16 protein-coding genes are annotated in these 19,669 nt (G+C 74.7%); 10 read left to right on the forward strand and 6 right to left on the reverse strand.

Translation table 11 applies throughout. The features are described from left to right. Positions 1 to 8: 8 nt before the first annotated feature. The 4 genes from malQ to ACY1JF_RS02850 all read right to left on the reverse strand — a co-directional run bounded on the left by malQ (position 9) and on the right by ACY1JF_RS02850 (position 3,695). Positions 9 to 2,135 (reverse strand): 4-alpha-glucanotransferase, encoded by a 2,127-nt coding sequence (malQ, locus tag ACY1JF_RS02835; RefSeq protein WP_462703337.1) that lies wholly within the window; start codon positions 2,133 to 2,135, stop codon positions 9 to 11. Continuing rightward, positions 2,136 to 2,408, reverse strand: coding sequence for a hypothetical protein (locus ACY1JF_RS02840; RefSeq protein WP_462703338.1), 273 nt, complete (start codon positions 2,406 to 2,408; stop codon positions 2,136 to 2,138). Between the two features lie 202 nt (positions 2,409 to 2,610). Continuing rightward, positions 2,611 to 2,811 (reverse strand): DUF397 domain-containing protein, encoded by a 201-nt coding sequence (locus tag ACY1JF_RS02845; RefSeq protein ID WP_462703339.1) that lies wholly within the window; start codon positions 2,809 to 2,811, stop codon positions 2,611 to 2,613. Beyond that, positions 2,811 to 3,695 (reverse strand): DUF5753 domain-containing protein, encoded by an 885-nt coding sequence (locus ACY1JF_RS02850; RefSeq protein WP_462703340.1) that lies wholly within the window; start codon positions 3,693 to 3,695, stop codon positions 2,811 to 2,813. Before ACY1JF_RS02850 ends, ACY1JF_RS02845 begins: the two co-directional genes overlap by 1 nt. Before the next feature lie 209 nt (positions 3,696 to 3,904). Here ACY1JF_RS02850 and ACY1JF_RS02855 point away from each other — a divergent pair, with 209 nt between their 5' ends. Both ACY1JF_RS02855 and ACY1JF_RS02860 read left to right on the forward strand, forming a co-directional pair. Further along, positions 3,905 to 4,393, forward strand: a complete 489-nt coding sequence (locus tag ACY1JF_RS02855; RefSeq protein ID WP_462703341.1) for an ATP-binding protein — start codon at positions 3,905 to 3,907, stop codon at positions 4,391 to 4,393. 17 nt (positions 4,394 to 4,410) lie between these two features. Continuing rightward, positions 4,411 to 4,968, forward strand: coding sequence for a Uma2 family endonuclease (locus ACY1JF_RS02860; RefSeq protein ID WP_462703484.1), 558 nt, complete (start codon positions 4,411 to 4,413; stop codon positions 4,966 to 4,968). 122 nt (positions 4,969 to 5,090) lie between these two features. Here the strand turns inward: ACY1JF_RS02860 and ACY1JF_RS02865 are convergent, their stop codons facing one another. Beyond that, positions 5,091 to 5,627: an HNH endonuclease gene (locus ACY1JF_RS02865; protein WP_189412569.1), complete on the reverse strand. Its 537-nt coding sequence runs from the start codon at positions 5,625 to 5,627 to the stop codon at positions 5,091 to 5,093. Between the two features lie 317 nt (positions 5,628 to 5,944). On the opposite strand from ACY1JF_RS02865, the gene ACY1JF_RS02870 reads away from it, so the two are divergent. From ACY1JF_RS02870 to ACY1JF_RS02905, 8 genes are all read left to right on the forward strand, one after another. Next, on the forward strand, positions 5,945 to 7,069 hold the full coding sequence (locus ACY1JF_RS02870) for a mechanosensitive ion channel family protein (protein WP_462703342.1): 1,125 nt from the start codon (positions 5,945 to 5,947) through the stop codon (positions 7,067 to 7,069). Between the two features lie 212 nt (positions 7,070 to 7,281). Next, a complete protein-coding gene (locus ACY1JF_RS02875; protein ID WP_462703343.1) occupies positions 7,282 to 8,724 on the forward strand; it encodes a hypothetical protein in 1,443 nt (480 codons plus the stop codon). Between the two features lie 242 nt (positions 8,725 to 8,966). Then, a complete protein-coding gene (locus tag ACY1JF_RS02880; protein ID WP_462703485.1) occupies positions 8,967 to 10,034 on the forward strand; it encodes a glutamate ABC transporter substrate-binding protein in 1,068 nt (355 codons plus the stop codon). 56 nt (positions 10,035 to 10,090) lie between these two features. Further along, on the forward strand, positions 10,091 to 11,503 hold the full coding sequence (locus ACY1JF_RS02885) for a hypothetical protein (protein ID WP_462703344.1): 1,413 nt from the start codon (positions 10,091 to 10,093) through the stop codon (positions 11,501 to 11,503). Positions 11,504 to 11,552: 49 nt separating this feature from the next. Then, the gene (locus ACY1JF_RS02890) at positions 11,553 to 14,252 is read left to right on the forward strand and encodes a serine/threonine-protein kinase (RefSeq protein ID WP_462703345.1); all 2,700 of its coding nucleotides are present in this window, start codon (positions 11,553 to 11,555) and stop codon (positions 14,250 to 14,252) included. Between the two features lie 3 nt (positions 14,253 to 14,255). Next, a complete protein-coding gene (locus ACY1JF_RS02895; protein ID WP_462703346.1) occupies positions 14,256 to 15,719 on the forward strand; it encodes a PP2C family protein-serine/threonine phosphatase in 1,464 nt (487 codons plus the stop codon). A 102-nt stretch (positions 15,720 to 15,821) separates the two neighbouring features. After that, a complete protein-coding gene (locus tag ACY1JF_RS02900) occupies positions 15,822 to 17,168 on the forward strand; it encodes a vWA domain-containing protein (protein ID WP_462703347.1) in 1,347 nt (448 codons plus the stop codon). A gap of 74 nt (positions 17,169 to 17,242) precedes the next feature. Continuing rightward, positions 17,243 to 18,676: an FHA domain-containing protein gene (locus ACY1JF_RS02905; protein WP_462703348.1), complete on the forward strand. Its 1,434-nt coding sequence runs from the start codon at positions 17,243 to 17,245 to the stop codon at positions 18,674 to 18,676. Positions 18,677 to 18,687: 11 nt separating this feature from the next. On the opposite strand, the gene ACY1JF_RS02910 is transcribed toward ACY1JF_RS02905, so the two are convergent. Beyond that, positions 18,688 to 19,665 carry a methyltransferase domain-containing protein gene (locus ACY1JF_RS02910; RefSeq protein WP_462703349.1) on the reverse strand — a complete coding sequence of 326 codons (978 nt, stop codon included), beginning with the start codon at positions 19,663 to 19,665 and terminating at the stop codon, positions 18,688 to 18,690. Positions 19,666 to 19,669 lie beyond the last annotated feature (4 nt).

Genomic DNA, 19,669 nt, shown 5'->3' on the forward strand with positions numbered 1-19,669 from the left:
TCCCCAAGTTAGCGAACGCCGCCCGGCCCCGCGCGCCCGGGGTGCCGTACGGCGTCGATCAGCGTGTGCAGCCGGGGCGAGGCCGCCAGCTCCTCCAGTGTCACGGGGCGGCCCTCGGCGTCGGCGATCGGCAGCCGCCAGTTCGGGTACTGGTCCCAGGTGCCGGGGAGGTTCTGGGGGCGTCGGTCGCCGACCGTGTCCGGCAGCCAGAGGCCCACCATGCGGGCCGGGGTGGCGCGCAGGAAGCGGTACAGCGCCTGGACGCCGGCCTCCTCGGCGGCGGAGCCGGTGCCGCCGCCGGAGCCGTCCAGCAGCCCCAGCCGGGCCAGCAGCTCCAGCCACTCCCCCACGTCGGCCGCCGCCTCGGCCCGTTCCTCCTGCACCGGCCGGGTCAGCAGGCCGAGCCGGTCGCGCAGGCCGACGTACTCGCCGGTGAGGCGGGCCGCGGTGGGCGGCAGGTCGTGGGTGGTGGCGGTGGCCAGGCAGTCGGCCCGCCACCGGTCGGCGGGCAGGGGGCGGCCGTCCCCCTCCCAGTCCCGCTCGAACCACAGCACGGAGGTGCCGAGCACCCCTCGCTCGCGCAGCGCCTCCCGCACCCCCGGCTCGACGGTGCCCAGGTCCTCGCCGATCACCACGGCCCCGGCCCGGGACGCCTCCAGGACCAGTACGGCGAGCATGGCCTCGGCGTCGTAGCGGACGTAGGCGCCCTCGGTGGGCGGCAGCCCCTGGGGCACCCACCAGAGCCGGAACAGGCCCATCACGTGGTCGATGCGCAGGGCGCCGGCGTAGCGGAACAGGGCGCGCAGCAGGTCGCGGAAGGGCGCGTAACCGGACTCCGCGAGCCGGTCCGGGCGCCAGGGCGGCAGGCCCCAGTCCTGGCCGCGGGCGTTGAAGGCGTCCGGCGGGGCGCCCACCGACATGCCCTCGGCGAAGTACTCCCGCTGGGCCCAGGCGTCGGCGCCCACCGGATGCACGCCCACCGCGAGGTCGTGCACGATGCCGACCGGCATGCCGGCCTCGCGGGCGGTGCGCTGGGCGTCGACGAGCTGGGTCTCGGTGAGCCAGGTGAGCCAGGCGTGGAAGTCGACGCGGTCCAGCAGCGCGGCGCGGGCGCGGGCGGTCTCGGCGGACCGGGGGTCGCGCAGCCCGGCCGGCCAGCGCCGCCAGTCGGGGCCGTGCGCCTCGGCCAGCGCGCACCAGGTGGCGTGGTCCTCCAGGGCCTGCCCCTGGGCGGCGAGGTAGTCGCGGTGGGCGGCCCGGCGGCCGGGCCCGGGCGGCACCTGGCGCAGCAGCTCCAGCGCCTCCTTCTTCAGTGCCCACACCGCGTCCCGGTCGATCAGCGAGCCGGGGCCGCCGAGCACCTCCGCGCGCAGCCGCCCGGCCCGCTCCAGCAGCCCGTCGAGCCGGGCGCGGTCGCCGGCGTACCGGTACTCGGGGACGTCCTCGATCCGCAGGTGCACCGGGTCGGGGAAGCGGCGCGAGGAGGGCCGGTACGGCGAGGGGTCGGTGGGCTCGCCCGGCCCGCCGGGCACCGCGGCGTGCAACGGGTTGACCTGCACGAACCCCGCCCCGAGGGCACGCCCGGCCCAGGCGGCCAGTTCGGTGAGGTCACCGAGGTCGCCCATGCCCCAGGAGCGCCGGGAGAGCAGGGAGTAGAGCTGGACCAGGAGCCCGTAGGAGCGGCCGGGCGGGGCGGGCAGCCGGGGCGGGGCGACGATCAGGTGACAGCGGGCGACGCGTCCGTCGGGCGCGGTGGCGGTGAGGCGGTGCACGCCGGGCGGCAGACCGTCGAGGTCCGTACGGGTTTCCCCCTGCTCGGTGTCGACGACGGTCCGGGTCCCCGGTTCCAGCGCGGCCAGCGCCTCGGGCACGGGACCGTCGGTCCACCGCACGACGGCCGGCGGCAGCAGGGCGGCGCGCAGTTCCTCCGTGCGGGCGGCGAGCGCGGCCCGCACACCCGACGGGCCGCCGGCGTCGACGCCGAGGGCGGCCAGGGCACGGGTGAGGGCGGCGGCGGAGGCCGTGACCGTGCGGTCCGGGGACGGCCGGTAGGAGGCGGCGACGCCGTACAGCTCGGCGAGCCGGGTCAGTTCCTCGGACGGGGGCGGCCCGTCCGGCGGCGAAGGAGCCGCCACCTACGGCCTCGCGGGTTCCGGGACGGCGAACGGGGCGGTGCCCTGTTCCGGTACGACCGCGGTCAACTCGGGCGAGGACTCGCTGGTCAGCGGCACGACGTCGGGAGAGGGGGACTCACTGGTGAGCGGCTCGGCGTCGGGCAGCGGCGGCTCGCTGGTGAGCGGCGGTTCGGCGTAGGCGTCCGGCGTCCCGAACACGTCCTCGGTCTCGGCGGACTGCTCCGCCGAGGGTTTGGAGGGGGTGGGGAAGGTGAGGTGGGCAGCCACGGTCACGGGCTTCTCCTTGTCGAGCACGACAACGCGGTTACGGCAGCCCTACCCAGCCCACGCGAGGACAGACGCCCCAGGACGAGGGGCGTGGCGTTGGTCACACGCGCAACGAGTCCGGCGCCCCTTCCATCCCAGCGCCGTGAATCACCTCACAGTCCTCCGGCCCGACCCGGACCATCAGATCGCCGTCGGCCTCAGGCGCCGGTCATATCCCCTGCCGGATCGCCTCGACGAGTCGGAACGAACCCGCGAATCGCCCCCAAGCCTCCGTCCCGAGGCGAAGTATCGGCCCGCCGGAATCCTTGGAGTCCCGGACGGCGACGACCCCGGGGACGTTGCGGGCTACTTCCACGCACTCGCCGCTGCCGCTGCTGTAGCTGGACGCGACGAAGTCGAAGCCGTTCATCAACGCATGTCCTCACTGACGCTCTCGATCAGCCTGAGCGAGTCCTTGGGGGCCAGGCTCAGCCGTGCGGTGCGGTCGAAGAACGAGCTGTACGTGCCGCTCTCGACCTCGTCCTCGACCCACACGGTAGTGGCGATGGTGTCAACGTGGATCACGTCGGTGGCCTCGGGCTCGGCGAACGAGACGATGCTGAAGGCTCCAGCCATACAGGCGTGCCCGCCCGCGCGGAAAGGCAGCACCTGAAGGCGCACGTTGGGAAGCTGAGCCAGTTCCAGGATGCGGTGGAGCTGCGCGCGCATCACGTCGGGCCCACCGACCTGCTGTCGCAGGGCGGCCTCCCAGACGACCGCGTACAACTGGAGCGGCTCGCTGTCCGCCAGGCGCTCCTGCCGCTTCATCCGCACCTCGACGACACCCTCGATCTCGTCCGGGTCCGTCCACACGCCTTCGCTGACCACCAAGGCCCTGGTGTACTCGGGAGTCTGGAGGAGGCCGGGCACGAACGCCTGTTGCCACGTGCGGATACGGCTGGCCACATCCTCCATGGAAATGTACTCCGCCAACGCCTCGGCCTGCGGGGACTGTTTCCACCACCCCTTCGCCCTGCGGCGCTCCCGGTCCAACCGGGCGAGAGCGAGGAGACGAGTCACCGCCCGCTCGTCACGCACCCCGTAGAAGTCGCAAAGCGCCCTGATGTCGGGGTCCCTCATGGGGACCCAGCCGCGCTCCATCTTGACGACCTTCGTCGCGGTCGCGGAGATGGCGGCGGCGGCCTGTTGCTGGGTGCTGCCCGCCGCATCACGCAGGCGCAGCAATTCGGCGCCCAGCTTGCGGCCCAGAACCGTCGAGATCCGGTTCCCTGCGGCTTGAGTCGATCGCGTCACGGCCACAGTCTGACGGTGATCCATGACCGCGTCGAATTCCAGGGAATTTATTCCCCGTCCAGATTGCTCCCGGACGCCCGCTTCCGTTACGTTGTGCATCCGATCGGCTACACAGCCGACTGCCGTCGCGACGGAAGCGCACCGCCCTGCCCCACAAGCCCCACGCGGGTCCGGCGAAGCCACCGTCCCGCACCAGGAGGCACGTCTCCATGACAGAACCTGTGCCCTTGCCCGTCCCGCCCCTCCACGAGGACCGCCTCGACTACACCCCCACCCAGCGCAGCGTCCCCCTCGCCCGGCGCAGAACCGCACGGCTCGTCGGCGAGTGGGGGCGGCCGGACCTCGCCGGGGACGTCGCCCTCGTGGTCTCGGAGTTGATGACCAACGCGCTGCTGCACGGCAGCCTCCGGGGGCGGCTCATCCGCGTGGGCGTCACACTCGACCACCGCGTTCTGCGGGTCGAGGTCAGCGATCCGCGCGGTGAGCGGCTGCCCGGCGCACGCACGGCGGCAGACACCGAGGATCAGTTCGGGCGGGGGCTTCTGCTGGTGGGAGCGCTCGCCACGCGGTGGGGCTGTGAGCCCCGGAGCGTGGGCAAGACCGTCTACGCCGAGTGGGACACCCCGCCCCGGCCGGCCCGTCTCCCTTACCCTGAGCACGTGGACCCCTGCGATCCCGGAGGAGCCCTGCGACCGTGACCGCCGGCAGGCCCCAGATGCTCGTCACCGAGTTCGAGGAACTCGCCCGCCATGCCGCCCGGAGCATAGAAGGCGCACGGCTGGAGTTCATCAACGGTCATCTCGGGGGGAAGGCCGTGCCGGACGGCGATCATGGACGCGTCATCCAGTGGCTGACACGCATCTGCATGCAGCACCGGCCCGACCTGTGGCTCGACCCCACACAGGGCCTGATGGTCGACGCCTGCCGCGAGGGCCGCGCCCGCCCCGACGGCTCCCTCGCCCCGGCGGAAGCCTTCGTCGGGCATGGCGAGTGGGCCGACCCGGCCCCCGTCCTCATGGTCGTCGAGGTCACCTCGTACGACTCCGACACCGACCGGCGCGACCGGGTCGACAAGCCCCGGGCGTACGCCGCCACCGGCATCCCGGTGTATCTGCTGATCGCCCGGGACACCTGCGAGGTCAAGGTGTACAGCGCCCCCGACGGCGGGCGGTACGAGACCGTGCGGACGCTGCCCTTCGGCAAGGAGGTCGTGCTGCCCGAGCCGGTCGGGATCACGCTGGACACCGAGCCGCTGAAGAACTGGGTGCGCTGAGCCGCCGCCCCCTCCTCGAAAAGCGTGAACACTTGACGCCGAAGTGCTCACGCTTTTCCGGACCCCGCCCCGACACCCCGCCCCGACACCCCGCCCCCGGCACACGAAGGCCCGGATCGCGGTCAGGCGGAGATGCCGTCGATCCGGGCCAGGGCGTCGTCCGCGCCGTACGGCTGCAAGTAGGGCAGCCAGCGCGGGTCCCTGTGGCCGGTGCCGATGATGCGCCAGGCCAGGCCGGTGGGCGGGGCGGGTTTGTGGCGCAGCCGCCAGCCGATCTCGGTGAGGTGCCGGTCGGCCTTGGTGTGGTTGCAGCGGCGGCAGGACGCCACCACGTTGTCCCAGGCGTGCTTGCCCCCGCGGCTGCGCGGAACGACGTGGTCGACGCTGGTCGCGACACCGCCGCAGTACATGCACCGGCCCCCGTCACGGGCGAAGAGGGCGCGGCGGGTGAGGGGGACGGGCCCCCGGTAGGGGACCCGCACGAACCGCTTGAGCCGGACCACGCTGGGCGCGGGGACGGTGACGGTCGCGCTGTGCAGGAAGGCGCCGGACTCCTCGAGGCAGACCGCCTTGTTCTCCAGGACGAGGACGAGCGCGCGGCGGAGCGGTACGACGCCGAGGGGCTCGTACGACGCGTTGAGGACCAGGACATGCGGCACGGATGGCCTCCTTGTACGCCGGCGGCGCGTGGCTCGCGCCGGGACGATCCGTGGTCAGTGTCCCCTCATGCCTGGTGGAAGCGCCACCATGTCCCGGTAACGGGCTGGGAGTGTTTTCGACCACACCCGATACATCCCCCGGACCCTGACCAGTTCAAGCGCGAGTGAACACCGTCTCTCCTTCCCGTATTCGGAGGGTGCGCACATCATGCCCCGTTAGTGTGGTTGTTCCGCCCGTCCGGTGACCTGTTCGTGACCTTGGACCGGCCCTCCCGGGCCGCCGGACGCGTGGACCGCTGCTTTCTGGAGGTTCCGCCGTGTCCCCGTCCGTCGCCTACGCCGCCGTCCTCGCGGCGGCCGGCCCCTCGCCGTCGTCGTCCGCCCCCTCGCCCTCGCCCTCGGAGTCGGCCCCCTCGGTGCCCTCGTTCCAGGACGCCCAGGAGAGCGCGTCGAACGCCGCCGGGTGGATCGAGGAGAACTGGTCGACCTGGCTGGCGATCGGGCTGCGGGTGCTGCTGATCGTGGTGATAGCCGCGGTGCTGCGGGGAGTCGTGCGGCGGGCGATCACCAAGCTGATAGACCGGATGAACCGCACCGTCCAGACCATGGACGGCACCGCCCTGGGCGGGCTGCTGGTCAACGCCGAGCGCCGCCGGCAGCGCTCGCAGGCCATCGGGTCCGTACTGCGTTCGGTCGCGAGCTTCGTGATCCTGGGCACGGCGGCCCTGATGGTGCTCTCCGCGTTCCAGATCAACCTGGCCCCGCTGCTGGCCTCCGCCGGCGTCGCGGGCGTGGCCATCGGTTTCGGCGCCCGCAACCTGGTCACCGACTTCCTCTCCGGCGTCTTCATGATCCTGGAGGACCAGTACGGCGTCGGCGACACCGTCGACGCGGGCGTCGCCTCCGGCGAGGTCATCGAGGTCGGGCTGCGGGTGACCAAGCTGCGCGGCGACAAGGGCGAGATCTGGTACGTCCGCAACGGCGAGGTCAAGCGGATCGGCAACCTCTCCCAGGGCTGGTCGACGGCCGGGGTGGACGTGACGGTCCGCGCCGACGAGGACCTGGACCGGGTGAAGCGGACCCTCGACGCCGTCGCCGAGCGGATGAGCAGGGAGGAGCCCTGGAACGAGCTGCTCTGGGGCCCCATCGAGGTGCTCGGCCTGGACTCCGTGCTGCTGGACTCCATGGTGGTGCGCGTCTCGGCGAAGACCATGCCCGGCAAGTCCCTCACCGTCGAGCGCGAGCTGCGCTGGCGGATCAAGCGGGCCTTCGACGCGGCCGACATCCCCATCGTCGGCGGCGCCACCGCCCCGCTGGAGGAGTCCGAGCAGGCCGCCCCCGACCCGACGGCCAACGTCGCGGCCCCCTCCGCCTACGCCAGCACCTCCTCCCCGCAGTCCGCCGCGGCCTCCCCGCTGACACCGCCCAACATCACCAAGTGACCCGCGCCCGGGGAACCGGTCCGGTTCCCCGGGCGTGTTGATGGGCAGGGTGGTGCGGGGGACCGGTACGCGGGTGCGTGGACCGGTACGAGGTCGCGTGGACCGGTACGCGGGTGCGTGGACCGGTACGCGGGTGCGTGCGTGAAGGCCGGTGCGCGTCCGGTCCCGGGCAGCGATACTTGCGGTGACGGATGACCATGGGGGAGGTCCGGGTGACTCGACCGCCGAACGGCAGCGCACCGCCGGGGCCGGCCACGCCCGTCCTGCCCGCCGTACCGTCCCAGGCCCCTCCCGCGCGGACCCCCTGGGTCCCGCAGGCTCCTCCCGGCCCCGTCCCGCCGCGCCGCACCGCCTTCGCCGAGGGCGTGGAGCGGCTGCGCGCCGCCGCCGTCACCGAGCCCGGCCGGCTGCGCGCCATCGGCGCCCTGCTCGCCCTGCTCGTCGTGGGCTTCGGCGCCGTCACCGCCTGGCAGACCAGCGACCGGGCCGCCGCCGCCGACGACGTGCTCCACCGCAGCCGGCCGCTCAGTTCCGAGGCCGCCGCCATCTACCGCTCCCTCGCCGAGGCGAACACCGCGGCCTCCACCGGGTTCCTGGCGGGCGGGCAGGAGACGCAGGACTCCCGCGAGCGCTACGAGCGGGGCATCCGCACCGCCGCCGAGGGCCTGGTGACGGCCGCCGCCAACTCCGAGCCCGGCTCCGCCGCCGCCCGGACCGTCACCGAGCTCAACCGCCTGCTGCCCCAGTACAAGGGCCTGGTCGAGCGGGCCCGCGTCTACAACCGCCAGGGCTTCCCGGTCGGCGGCGCCTACCTGCGCTACGCCAACGACATGATGCAGAAGCGGATGCTCCCGCGGGCGGAGGCCCTCCACACCTCACAGAACCGGCGCCTGAGCGGCGACTACGACGCCGCCGAGAGCTACCCCTGGGCCGCGACCGCCCTCGGCGTACTGGCGCTGGCCGCCCTGGTCTGGGCGCAGTACCGCACCTACCGGCGCACCAACCGCGTACTGAACCCGGGCCTGGTCGCGGCCACGGCCGCCGCCGCCGCCGTCCTGCTCTGGCTGGTCGTCGGCCACGGCGTCGCCCGCTCCCACCTCGGCGCCTCCCACGACCACGGCGTCCGCTCGCTGAACGTGCTGACCGAGGCCCGCCTGGCCTCCCTGAAGGCCCGCGGCAACGAGAACCTCACCCTGGTGGCGCGGGGCGCCGAGAGCAGGACGGTGGACGGCACGCAGTACGACAGCTACGACTTCGCGTACCAGGCGGAGATGAAGGTCCTCGGCAGGAGCCTGGCCGAGGCCCGGCGGCTCGCCGACGACGCCGCGGGCGCCGACCCGGTGACCGCGGCGGCCGAGGACGTGGAGCGGTGGCGGGCCCGCCACAAGGCGGCCCGCGCCGAGGACGAGAACGGCAACTACCAGCGGGCGCTGGAGATGGTGATCGGCGACGACGGCGCCACGGCCGAGTACTTCGACGGCGTCGACAGCCGCCTCGCCGTCGCCCTCACGCACGAGGAGGAGGAGTTCGAGCGGGCGGCGGGTGCCGGCCGGGACGCGATGACGGGCCTGCCCGCGGGCGCCGGCGCCCTGACCGCGCTGGGCGCGACCGGCGCGGTGCTGGGCGTCGCCCGGAGGCTGTCGGAGTACCGATGAGCGACGACGGACCGATGAGCGACGACGCCGTACGGACGAACGGCTACGGACCGGTGAGCGGCGACACCGTACGGACGGGCGGCTGCGGACCGGTGAGCGGCGACACCGTACGGACGGGCGGCTGCGGACCGGTGAGCGGCGACACCGTACGGACGAACGGCTACGGACCGGTGAGCGGCGACACCGTACGGACGAACGGCTACGGACCGGTGAGCGGCCGACCCGGGGAAGGGGGCACGAGGATGCGGCGAGCACGACGTCGGCGGATCCGGCCGAAGGGCTGGGGCGGGGTGGGCGCGATGGCGGTCGGCTGTGTCCTCGCGCTGCTCTTCGTCGCGTGTCTGCTGCCCGCGTTCCGGCCGGGGACCGGCCGCGCGGACGGCGCGGGCGGCGCGGGCGGGGCAGGCGGCGGCCGGGCCGTCGCCCACGGCGGCCAGGCGCGCGCCCAGGAGGAGTGCGCCGACCCGGAGCAGCAGACGCTGTCCCCGGCCGGTGCCGACGGCCCCACCATCGAGGAGATCCGCAACCGCCCCGCGAAGCGGCGCAAACTGGTCGTCGGCGTCGACCAGAACAGCTACCGCTGGGGCTACCGCGACCCCAACAGCGGCGGCACGGCCGAACTCGAGGGCTTCGACATCGACCTGGTGCACCGCATCGCCGAGGACATCCTCGGCGACCGGGACGCGGTGCTGTTCAAGGCGATCCCGACCGACCAGCGGATACCGGCGATCCAGGAGGGCCGGGTCGACATGGTGGTCCGCACGATGACCATCAACTGCGCGCGGCTGGCGGACGTCGCCTTCTCCGCCCCCTACTTCAGGACCGGCCAGCAGCTCCTCGCCCCCAAGTCCTCGACGATCACCGGGTACGACGGGACGCTCGCCGGCAAGAAGATCTGCACGGCGGCGGGTTCGACCGCGCTCAGCACCCTGGCGGAGCACCGGGCGACGGGCAGGCTGGCCGCCACCGCCGACCTGAGCGTCACCGTCCCCAACCAGCTCGACTGCCTGGTGCGGCTCCAGCTCGGCCAGGTCGACGCGGTGGTCACCGACGGCGCGCTCGCGGCCAGCCAGGCCGCGCAGGACCCCACGGTCGCCCTCAAGGGTGACGCGTTCACCACCGAGTACTACGGCGTGGCGATGCGGAAGGACGCCGACGACCTGGTACGCCGGGTGAACAAGATCCTGGTGGACTTCCGCCAGGACCCCGACGGCTGGCGGAGGTCGTACGAGAAGTGGCTGTCGGCGACACTGGGGGACGACCCGGCGAAGTCGGAGCCCCCGGCCCCGCGGTACCTCCGCGAGAGCTGAACCAGCCGTCCGATTCGTCAACCGCCGACCGACCCGACCGCAGCGAGAGGTGACCGATGGGCGACACGGGACCCACCGGGCCGGTGATGGACCGGGACGAGGTGGACCGTGCGCTGGCCCGGCTCGGCGCGGAGCACGAGGCGATCGAGACCTCGCTCCTCGCCCTCCAGGACCACGCGGGCCGCAGACTCCTCGAAGGCGCCGAGCTGACCGGCGTCACCAAGGACCGCTGGGCAAACACCGAGGCGCGGATCACCCTGCTGTGGACGTACTTCGACGCCTACGCGGACGCCCTGCGCGCCGCCCGGCAGGTACGCGCCCGGCGCCGCTGGTCCAGCCGCGAGGACCTGGTGGAGCTGACGGAGCTGCTGCGCGGCGAGTGCGTCACCCTGTCCGGCGCCGCGGGCGGCCCTGGCGCGGGGCGCCCGCTCAGCGAGCGCTTCTCGCTGGCCGCGCTGGTGGACCGGATGAACGAGCTGTACGCGTCCTCGCTGGACACGGTGGTCGCCGCCGACGCGGTGTGGTCCGCGCTGCCCGCCCGGATCGACCTGCTCTCCGCCGAGCTGCGGCGCACCCGCCGCCTCGCCCACTCGGTCGGCGTCCGGCCCGGCGAGCACCCGGCCGGCGACGACCTGGAGCGGATCACCCGCACCCTGACCCGGCTGCGCGAGGAAGTGATCTCCGACCCGCTGGCGTACTGGGTGCCCGCCGAGGGCAGTTCGGCGCCCGGCGGCGGCCGGCCGGACACCACAGTGTACGACCGGGAGGCCCGCGCCCTGGAGGACGTGCGCCGGGAGATCGACGCCGTGCTGACGGTCCGCCAGGACGCCGAGCAGCGGATCGTGCGGCTGCGGGACGTGCTCTCCCGCGCCGACCGCACCCTCGCCGAGGCCCGCACCGCGCGCGGCGAGGTGCTCGCCAAGATCGCCGCGACGGAGGTGCCGGTGGTCAGCGGCCCGCCGACCGCGCTCCAGGAGCAGCTCGCGGCGGCGGCCGAGTACCGCCGGCACGCCCAGTGGCACCGGCTCTCCCCGCTCCTGGAGTCCCTGGAGCAGAAGGCGGAGGACGAACTGATCCGGGCCCGCGAGTCGTTGACCGCGGTGACCGCGCCGCTCGCGGTCCGGGCCGAGCTGCGCGGCCGGCTCGACGCCTACAAGGCCAAGGTCGCCCGGCACGGCCTGGCCGAGGATCCCGAGCTGGTGGAGAAGTACGAGAAGGCCCGCCGCATGCTGTGGAGCGCCCCCTGCGACCTGCGCGTCGCCGAGCAGGCGGTACTGCGCTACCAGCGGGCGGCGGCGGAGCTGCTGACCGGTGGGGAGCTGCTGACCGGTGGGGAGCTGCTGACCGGTGGGGAGCTGCTGACCGGTGGGGAGCGGGTGCCCGGCCAGGGCGGCCCGCCGGCCCGGGCGGACGGGACGGGCCGGACGCACGGGACGGGCCGGACGCACGGCGCGGGGCCGGGCGCGTGAGCGGTCCGGACCGGCACCGGGACGACGAGGACGAGGGGGCTGCGGGGAGATGAGCGAGTCGGGGGGACAGCGGGCGAACGCCCCGGACCGGGCGGCGCGCGCCTGCCGCCGTCCCGGCTGCGACGGCGTCTACGAGGACGTCGGCGGCGGACTCTACTGCGACACCTGCGGACTGGCCGGCACCGCCTCCTCCCCCGCGGAGCCGGCGGCGGCCCCCCGCACCTGCCAGCGCCCCGGCTGCGACGGCGCCTACGAGGACGTCGGCGGCGGCGAACTCTACTGCGGCACCTGCGGACTGGCCCCGGTGGTGTCACCGTCCGGCCTGCTCGGCTCACCGCCCACCGGCGTCACCGCGGGCGCCGAGGAGAGCGGCCCGTCGAGCGGCAGCGGCAGCGGCCGTACGTCCTCGCGGTCCGCCAAGTCCCGGCGCTCGGTGTCGGGACGGCTCTCCCGCTCGCTGTCGGGCCGGGCCACGAGCCGTTCGGTGTCGGTGCGCAGCTCCGGCTCCACCTCCTCCTCCGGGCGGGGCCGGCTGGGCGCGGGGCTGGTGCAGGTCCCGGCGGTGCCCCGGCCGGACCCGCGGTCGATGGTGCTGGGCAACCCCGAGGTGCCCGAGCGCAAGCGGTTCTGCTCGCGGGGCGAGTGCGGGGCGCCGGTGGGCCGGGCCCGCGCCGGGCGGCCGGGGCGCACGGAGGGCTTCTGCACCAAGTGCGGCCACCCGTACTCCTTCGTGCCGAAACTGCGCGCCGGGGACGTGGTGCACGGCCAGTACGAGGTGGCGGGCTGCCTGGCGCACGGCGGGCTCGGCTGGATCTACCTCGCCGTCGACCGGGCCGTCTCCGACCGCTGGGTGGTCCTCAAGGGCCTGCTGGACACCGGCGACCAGGACGCGATGGCCGCGGCCATCTCGGAGCGGCGCTTCCTCGCGGAGATCGAGCACGCCAACATCGTGCGGATCTACAACTTCGTCGAACACCTCGACCCGCGCACCGGCTCCCTCGACGGCTACATCGTCATGGAGTACGTCGGCGGCAAGTCGCTCAAGGAGATCGCCAACGCCCGGCGCACCCCTCAGGGCCGGCGCGACCCGCTGCCGGTGGAGCAGGCGTGCGCGTACGGCATCGAGGCGCTGGAGGCGCTGGACCACCTGCACAGCCGGCACCTGCTGTACTGCGACTTCAAGGTCGACAACGCCATCCAGACCGAGGACCAGCTCAAGCTGATCGACATGGGCGCGGTGCGCCGGATGGACGACACCGAGTCGGCGATCTACGGCACGGTGGGCTACCAGGCGCCCGAGGTCGCGGACGTCGGCCCGTCGGTCGCCTCCGACCTGTACACGGTGGGCCGGACGCTGGCGGTGCTGACCTTCGACTTCCAGGGCTACACCAACGTCTACGCCGACTCCCTGCCGGACCCCGACACCATCGAGGTCTTCCGGAGGTACGAGTCGTTCTACCGGCTGCTGGTCCGCGCCACCGACCCCGACCCGCACCGCCGGTTCGCCACCGCGCAGGAGATGGCCGAGCAGCTGACCGGGGTGCTGCGCGAGGTCGTCTCGCTCCAGTCGGGACGGGCCCGGCCCGCGCTGTCCACGCTGTTCGGGCCCGAGGTGCGGGTCCCCGACACGGAGCTGTTCCCGCAGTCGCACGGCGAGGTGTCCCGGCTGGGCGCCCGGCCGCCCCGCCCCCGGGGACGGGCCCCCCGCGGCCGGAACGGCACACCAGCCGCCCTTCCCGCACCGGGCGCGTCGGCCGCCCTTTCCACGCCGGGCGCGTCGGCCGCCCCCGAACGCCTGGTCAAGGCCGTCGACGGACCGCGGGCCGCCCTCGCGCTGCCGGTGCCGCGGGTCGACCCCACCGACCCCAACGCCGGTTTCCTGGCCGGGCTGATGGCGTCCGCGCCGGGTGAGCTGCTGGGGGCGCTGGCCGCCGCGCCGACCGCGTCGGTCGAGACCCGGCTGCGGCAGATCCGGGCCCGGCTGGAGCAGGGCGAGGCCGCGCCCGCGCTGGAGACGCTGCGCGCCCTGGAGGCGGAACGGCCCGACGACTGGCGGGTGGTGTGGCACCGGGGCGTGGCCGCGCTGGTCACCGGTGACCACGAGGGGGCCGCGCTCTCCTTCGACGCGGTCTACGACGCCTTCCCCGGCGAGACCGCGCCCAAGCTGGGGCTCGGGCTGTGCGCGGAGGTCCTGGGCCAGCTCGACAACGCGGCCGAGTACTACCGCCTGGTCTGGTCGACCGACCCGAGCTTCGTGAGCGCCGCCTTCGGCCTGGCCCGGGTCCGCCTGGCCACCGGCGACCGGCAGGGCGCCGTACGCGTGCTGGAGTCGGTCCCGGAGTCGTCCATCCACTACACGGCGGCGCGCATGGCGGCCGTGCGGGCACGGCTGCGTCAACGCACGGCGACCGCCTGCGCCGTACCGTTCCTGGACGAGCTGACCGCCGCCGCGCGGCAGGTGGAGGCGCTGGACGTGTACGGTCTGGACCCGGCACGCCGTGAGCGGTTGTCGGCCGAAGTCCTCGGCTCGGCACTGGACTGGGTACTCTCCGGAGGCGGGGGTCCGGGCGAGGGGACCCCCACGGCCGCCGGGACCCGGACGCTGCTCGGCAGCGGTCTGGACGAACGGGGCCTGCGCTTCGGGCTGGAGCGCTCGTACCGCACGCTGGCCCGGCTGGCCCGAAGCGGCGAGGAGAGGATCGACCTGGTGGAACGTGCCAATCGTTACCGCCCCCGGACGTGGGTGTAGTTGATGTCGCAGAAGCCCCGGCAGGCCGCTCGGCCGCTGTGTCCCGACTGTGCGGAACCCTTCGAGACGGGGGACCGTTTCTGCGGTGCGTGCGGGCTGGACCTGTCCGCGGTGCCCGCGCGGGCACCGGACGGCGCGCACGGCGCGGACGCGGCGCACACGGCGCACAGTACGGATGTGACCGACGCGGCTGGCGTGACCGACGCACATGATGTGACTGGGGTGACTGGAGTGACTGACGTGCCCGGCACGGCGCACAGGGCGGACAGTCGGACCATCGTCATGAACGGCGCGGAGCAGGGCGGACCGGCGCTGCCGCCCCAGGCACCGCCACCACCACCGCCGCCCCAGGCTCCCCCACCGCTGCCGTCGCAGGCACCGACACCGCCACCGCCGCCGCGGACTCCGCCACCACTGCCGCCCCAGGCCCCGGCATCACCGCCGCCCCGGCCCCAGGAGCCCGACGAATACCTCCTCCAGGCACCGGACCCGCGCATGAGCGCACCCGTGCCGGCCCCCGCGCCCGCACCGGTGCCCGCCCCCGCCCCGGAGGGGACCGTGTGCGTCGCCTGCCGGGCCGGCCGGGTCGACGACGACGGGTACTGCGAGAACTGCGGCCACGCCCAGCCCCGTGAACGCGACCACATGGAGCAGGAGTGCGGTCCGCTGGCCGCCGTCAGCGACCGCGGCCTGCGCCACCACCGCAACGAGGACGCCTTCGGCGTCGGCCACACCGCGCTGCCCGACGGCACCCCGGCCTCCGTGGCGATCGTCTGCGACGGCGTCTCCTCCGCGACCCGCCCGGACGAGGCGTCGCTCGCCGCCTCCCGCGCGGCGAGCGAGGCCCTGCTCGCCGCCCTGCCGCGCGGCACCCACCCGCAGCAGGCGATGCACGACGCGATCGTCGCCGCCTCGCACGCGGTCGACGCCCTGGCCGGCGACCTCGCCGCCGCCCGGGAACACAGCCCGCACCACAACGCCCCGGCCTGCACCCTGGTCGGCGCCGTCGTCACCGCCGGACTGCTGGTCGTCGGCTGGGTCGGCGACAGCCGCGTCTACTGGGTGCCGTCCGACCGCTCCGCACCGGCCGCCCGGCTGACCGAGGACGACTCCTGGGCCGCCCAGATGGTCGCCGCGGGCCTGATGAGCGAGGCCGAGGCGTACGCCGACGAGCGCGCCCACGCGATCACCGGCTGGCTCGGCGCGGACGCCTACGAACTGGAGCCGCACACCGCCTCGTTCAAACCGGACCGCCCCGGCGTGGTCGTGGTCTGCACGGACGGCCTGTGGAACTACGCGGAGTCGGCGCAGGAGATGGCCGAGGTCGTCCCGCCGGACGCCGCCGCCCGCCCGCTGCACAGCGCCCGGGTCCTGGTCGGCCACGCCCTGGACGGCGGGGGCCACGACAACGTAACAGTGGCGGTGGTGCCGTTCCCCGCCCCGCCGCAGGGGGCAGGATCGGCCTGAGGCCGGACAAAGTACGCGCACGGGGGCCTCGCGGACCGCAGGGGGTGGTCCGCTCACCGCCACGTCCCCGCCCCGGCGGGGGCGCTGTCGAGGGGGACGCGCATGGCCAATTTCTCGAAGCCGGACGCACCGCGTTTCTCGGTGGACGTGTACCAGAACGAGTACCTGCCCGAGAGCGGACGCGAGGTCGACGCGATCGTCACGGTGACCGCGACCGGCGGCGGCACCGTCGGCGGCGCGGTCACGGCGCCCCACCTGTACGCGCCCGGCCGGGGCCCGGCCGCGGCCGTGGCGCTCATGGTGGACTGCTCGGGTTCGATGGACCACCCGCCCGCCAAGCTGCGCAACGCCCGGGACGCCACGTCCGCCGCGATCGACACCCTGCGCGACGGCGTCCACTTCTGTGTGATCGGCGGCACGCACGTGGCCAAGGAGGTCTACCCGGGCGGCGGGCGCCTCGCGGTCGCCGACGCCGCCACCCGTGAGCAGGCGAAGCTCGCCCTGCGCAAGCTCCGCGCGGGCGGCGGCACCGCCATCGGCACCTGGCTGCGGCTGGCCGACCGGCTGCTGTCCTCGGCCGACGTGGCCATCCGGCACGGCATCCTGCTGACCGACGGGCGCAACGAGCACGAGTCGTCCCAGGAGCTGAGGGCCACGCTGGACGCCTGCGCCGGGCGGTTCACCTGTGACGCCCGGGGCGTGGGCACCGACTGGGAAGTGAAGGAACTCACAGCGGTCTCCTCCGCGCTGCTCGGCACCGCCGACATCGTCGCCGACCCGGCCGGCCTCGCCGCCGACTTCACGCGCATGATGGAGACGGCCATGGGCAAGGAGGTCGCGGACGTCGCCCTGCGGCTGTGGACCCCGGCCGGTGCCACGGTGAAGTTCGTCAAACAGGTCGCGCCGGCCGTCGAGGACCTGACCGGCCGGCGCACCGGGGCGACGGCGCGGGCGGGCGACTACCCCACGGGCTCCTGGGGCGACGAGTCCCGCGACTACCACGTCCGCGTGGAGGTGCCCCCCGCCGGCCTGGGCCAGGAGATGCTGGCCGCGCGGGTGTCCCTGGTCGTCCCCCGGCCCGACGGCGGCGTCCGCGACCTGGGCGCCCAGGGTCTGGTACGGGCCGTGTGGACGGACGACCTGGCCGCCTCCACCTCGATCAACCCCCAGGTGGCCCACTACACCGGGCAGGCGGAACTGGCCCAGGCCATCCAGCAGGGGCTGGAACTGCGCAAAGCGGGGGATGTGGACGGAGCGACGGCCAAACTGGGCCGCGCGGTCCAGCTCGCGGGCTCCTCCGGGAACGCCGATACCGCGAAACTGCTTGCGAAGGTGGTGGACGTGGTCGACGCCTCGGCAGGTACTGTGCGACTGAAGGCGAAGGTCGAGGAGGCCGACGAGATGACTCTCGAGACCCGGTCCACAAAGACTGTTCGTGTAAAGAAGTAAGAAGCAAGAAGTAAAGACGCCGTGCCGTACGTACCGCTGTAGCGGGACCTGTGAGGAGAGGGGGACGCGCCGACATGCCGACCTGCCCGAACGGACACCAGTCGGGTTCCGACGACTGGTGCGAGGTCTGCGGTCACCGCATGACCGGTGCCGTGCCGCCGCCGCCCCCGCCGCCCCCGGCCGGCGGCTACGGATTCCCTCCGCCGGCGCCCGGCGGGCCCGGAGCCGGTCCCGAGCTGTGCCCGCAGTGCCGTACGCCCCGGGAGGGCGGCGCCCCGTTCTGCGAGGAGTGCCGGTGGAACTTCCTCACCAACACGGCCACCTCGTACACCCCGGCCGCCCCGCGTCCCGCCGCCGGTCCGCCGCCCCACTTCCAGCAGCGTCCGGGCCCGCCCCCGCCGCCCCCGTCCTACGGCGGCGGCGACTCCTACTCGGGTGCGCGTCCGCCGGAGTACCAGGGCTCCCGCCCCTCGCAGATCAACCGGCCCGCCGAGCCGATCCCGCAGGGCCCGCCCGGTTTCGGCTCCGACCCGTCCCGTCCGGTCCCGCCCCCGCCGGGCCCACCGCCCGGCGCCCCCGGAGGGCCGGGCGGTCCGGGCGGGTCCGGCGGGCCTGACGCTTCCGGTGGCCCCGGTGGCGCCAACGGCTTCGGCGGTCCGAACGGCCCAGGTGATCCCGGTGGTCCGAACGGCCCCGGCACGCCGGGCCGGCCCGGCCCGGGCGGCCCCCCGGCGCCGTGGCAGCAGCAGGCCGGGCCGTCCACCCCGCCCCCACCGCCGCCGCCCGCGCCCGCGTTCCCGCAGGAGGGCAGCCGGCAGCAGCCGAGCGGCCCGCCCCAGCAGGGCGGTCCCTCCTTCGGCGGCGGTGACGACGACTGGCGCATCGCCCCGCCCGGCGGCGGCCAGAACGGCCCGGGCCCCCAGGGCGGCCCCGACGGCACGGGGGGTCCGGGCGGCCCCGGCGGCCCCGGCGGCCAGAACGGCTACGGCTACCCGCGGCCCGGCGGCCGGCAGGCCCCGCCCCCGCCGCCCGGCTACGGCTACCCGCAGCAGCCGCACCAGGCTCAGCAACAGCCGCAGCAGCCCCAGCCGCCCCAGCCGCAGGGCCCCTGGACGGTGACCATCGGCCCGGACCGCGACTACTTCATGGCGATGATGCAGCGCTCCGGCCCGGAGGCCGCCGGTCTGAACCTGCCCGCGTACTCGCCCGAGCAGCAGCGCCCGCTCACCGGCAACCAGCTGACGATCGGCCGCCGCCGGCACTCCACCGGCGACACCCCCGACATCGACCTGTCGGTGCCGCCGGAGGACCCGGGCGTCTCGCACCAGCACGCGGTCCTGGTGCAGCAGCCGGACGGCGGCTGGGCGGTGATCGACCAGAACTCGACCAACGGCACGACGGTCAATGGCGGCGAGGAGCCCATCCAGCCGTACGTGCCGGTGCCGCTCCAGGACGGCGACCGGGTGCACGTCGGCGCCTGGACGACGATCACCATCCGCCGGGGCTGACGGGACCCGGATCAGACCGGCAGGGGCCAGACGTACGGCCCCTCCGGATCGTCCAGCCACGCCCACGCGCCGCCCCCGCCCACGGTGACGCCGTAGCGCTCGCGGGGCGGTGCGCCCTCGCGCTCCCACAGCGCGTACGCCTCCTGCGGGTCGAGGCCGCCCCGGGTCAGCGCCAGCAGGAAGCGGAACCGGTCGTCGTCCCGGGCCCGGCGCGGTATGCCGCTCAGGCCCGGCGCCGGCAGCTCCGCGGCCCACTCGCCGCCGCGCAGCGGCACGAAGTAGGCGGGCGTGCTCAGGAACCGCCCCTCGGCGTGCCCGGCGTCCCGCACGGTGAGCGCCACCAGCCCGGTGGCCAGCGGCGTCAGGACGCGTCCGCCGGGCCGGCACTGCGCGACCCAGGCCCGCGGTACCGCGGGCAGCGCGCAGGTCGCGATGATCCGGTCGTAGGGAGCGCGCTCGGGCACGCCGCGCGCCCCGTCGCCGGTGACCACGGCCGGGTGGTACCCGGCGGCGTCCAGGTGCCGGCGGGCGGACTCGGTGATCTCCGGGTCCAGGTCGACGGTGGTCACCAGGCCGTCGTCGCCGAGCCGGTGGCACAGCAGCGCCGCGTTGTACCCCGTACCGGCGCCGATCTCCAGCACCCGGTCGCCGTCCGCCACCTTGAGCTCGGCCAGCATCAGCGCCATCAGCGACGGCTGGCTGCTGGAGGACAGCAGCTCGCCGTCGCGCAGCCGGGTGGCCAGCGGGGTGTCGACGTAGGCGCCGCGCAGCCAGCGCTCGCGCGCCGCCGGGTCGGGGTGCCCGCTCCAGCGGCGCTCGTAGCCGCCGACGGCCCCGACGTAGTAGTACGGCACGAAGAGGTGGCGCGGGACCGCCTCGAAGGCCGCTCGCCACACCGGGTCGCGGGCCCAGGCGCCGCTCAGCTCGATCTCCCGCACCAGCGCGGCCCGCGCCGAGGCGGCGAGCTCGTCCATGCCGCCGTTGCCCATGTCT

It is taken from the genome of Streptomyces sp. SYSU D01066-1 (assembly GCF_054956795.1).

Bases quoted from the DNA above. Each gene is read 5' to 3' on its own strand.
- ACY1JF_RS02905 (WP_462703348.1), top strand. From the start codon at position 17,243: ATGCCGACCTGCCCGAACGGACACCAGTCGGGTTCCGACGACTGGTGC.
- ACY1JF_RS02910 (WP_462703349.1), bottom strand. From the start codon at position 19,665: ATGGGCAACGGCGGCATGGACGAGCTCGCCGCCTCGGCGCGGGCCGCG.
- ACY1JF_RS02900 (WP_462703347.1), top strand. From the start codon at position 15,822: ATGGCCAATTTCTCGAAGCCGGACGCACCGCGTTTCTCGGTGGACGTG.
- ACY1JF_RS02890 (WP_462703345.1), top strand. From the start codon at position 11,553: ATGAGCGAGTCGGGGGGACAGCGGGCGAACGCCCCGGACCGGGCGGCG.
- ACY1JF_RS02880 (WP_462703485.1), top strand. From the start codon at position 8,967: ATGCGGCGAGCACGACGTCGGCGGATCCGGCCGAAGGGCTGGGGCGGG.
- ACY1JF_RS02895 (WP_462703346.1), top strand. From the start codon at position 14,256: ATGTCGCAGAAGCCCCGGCAGGCCGCTCGGCCGCTGTGTCCCGACTGT.
- ACY1JF_RS02845 (WP_462703339.1), bottom strand. From the start codon at position 2,811: ATGAACGGCTTCGACTTCGTCGCGTCCAGCTACAGCAGCGGCAGCGGC.
- ACY1JF_RS02885 (WP_462703344.1), top strand. From the start codon at position 10,091: ATGGGCGACACGGGACCCACCGGGCCGGTGATGGACCGGGACGAGGTG.
- ACY1JF_RS02855 (WP_462703341.1), top strand. From the start codon at position 3,905: ATGACAGAACCTGTGCCCTTGCCCGTCCCGCCCCTCCACGAGGACCGC.
- ACY1JF_RS02860 (WP_462703484.1), top strand. From the start codon at position 4,411: ATGCTCGTCACCGAGTTCGAGGAACTCGCCCGCCATGCCGCCCGGAGC.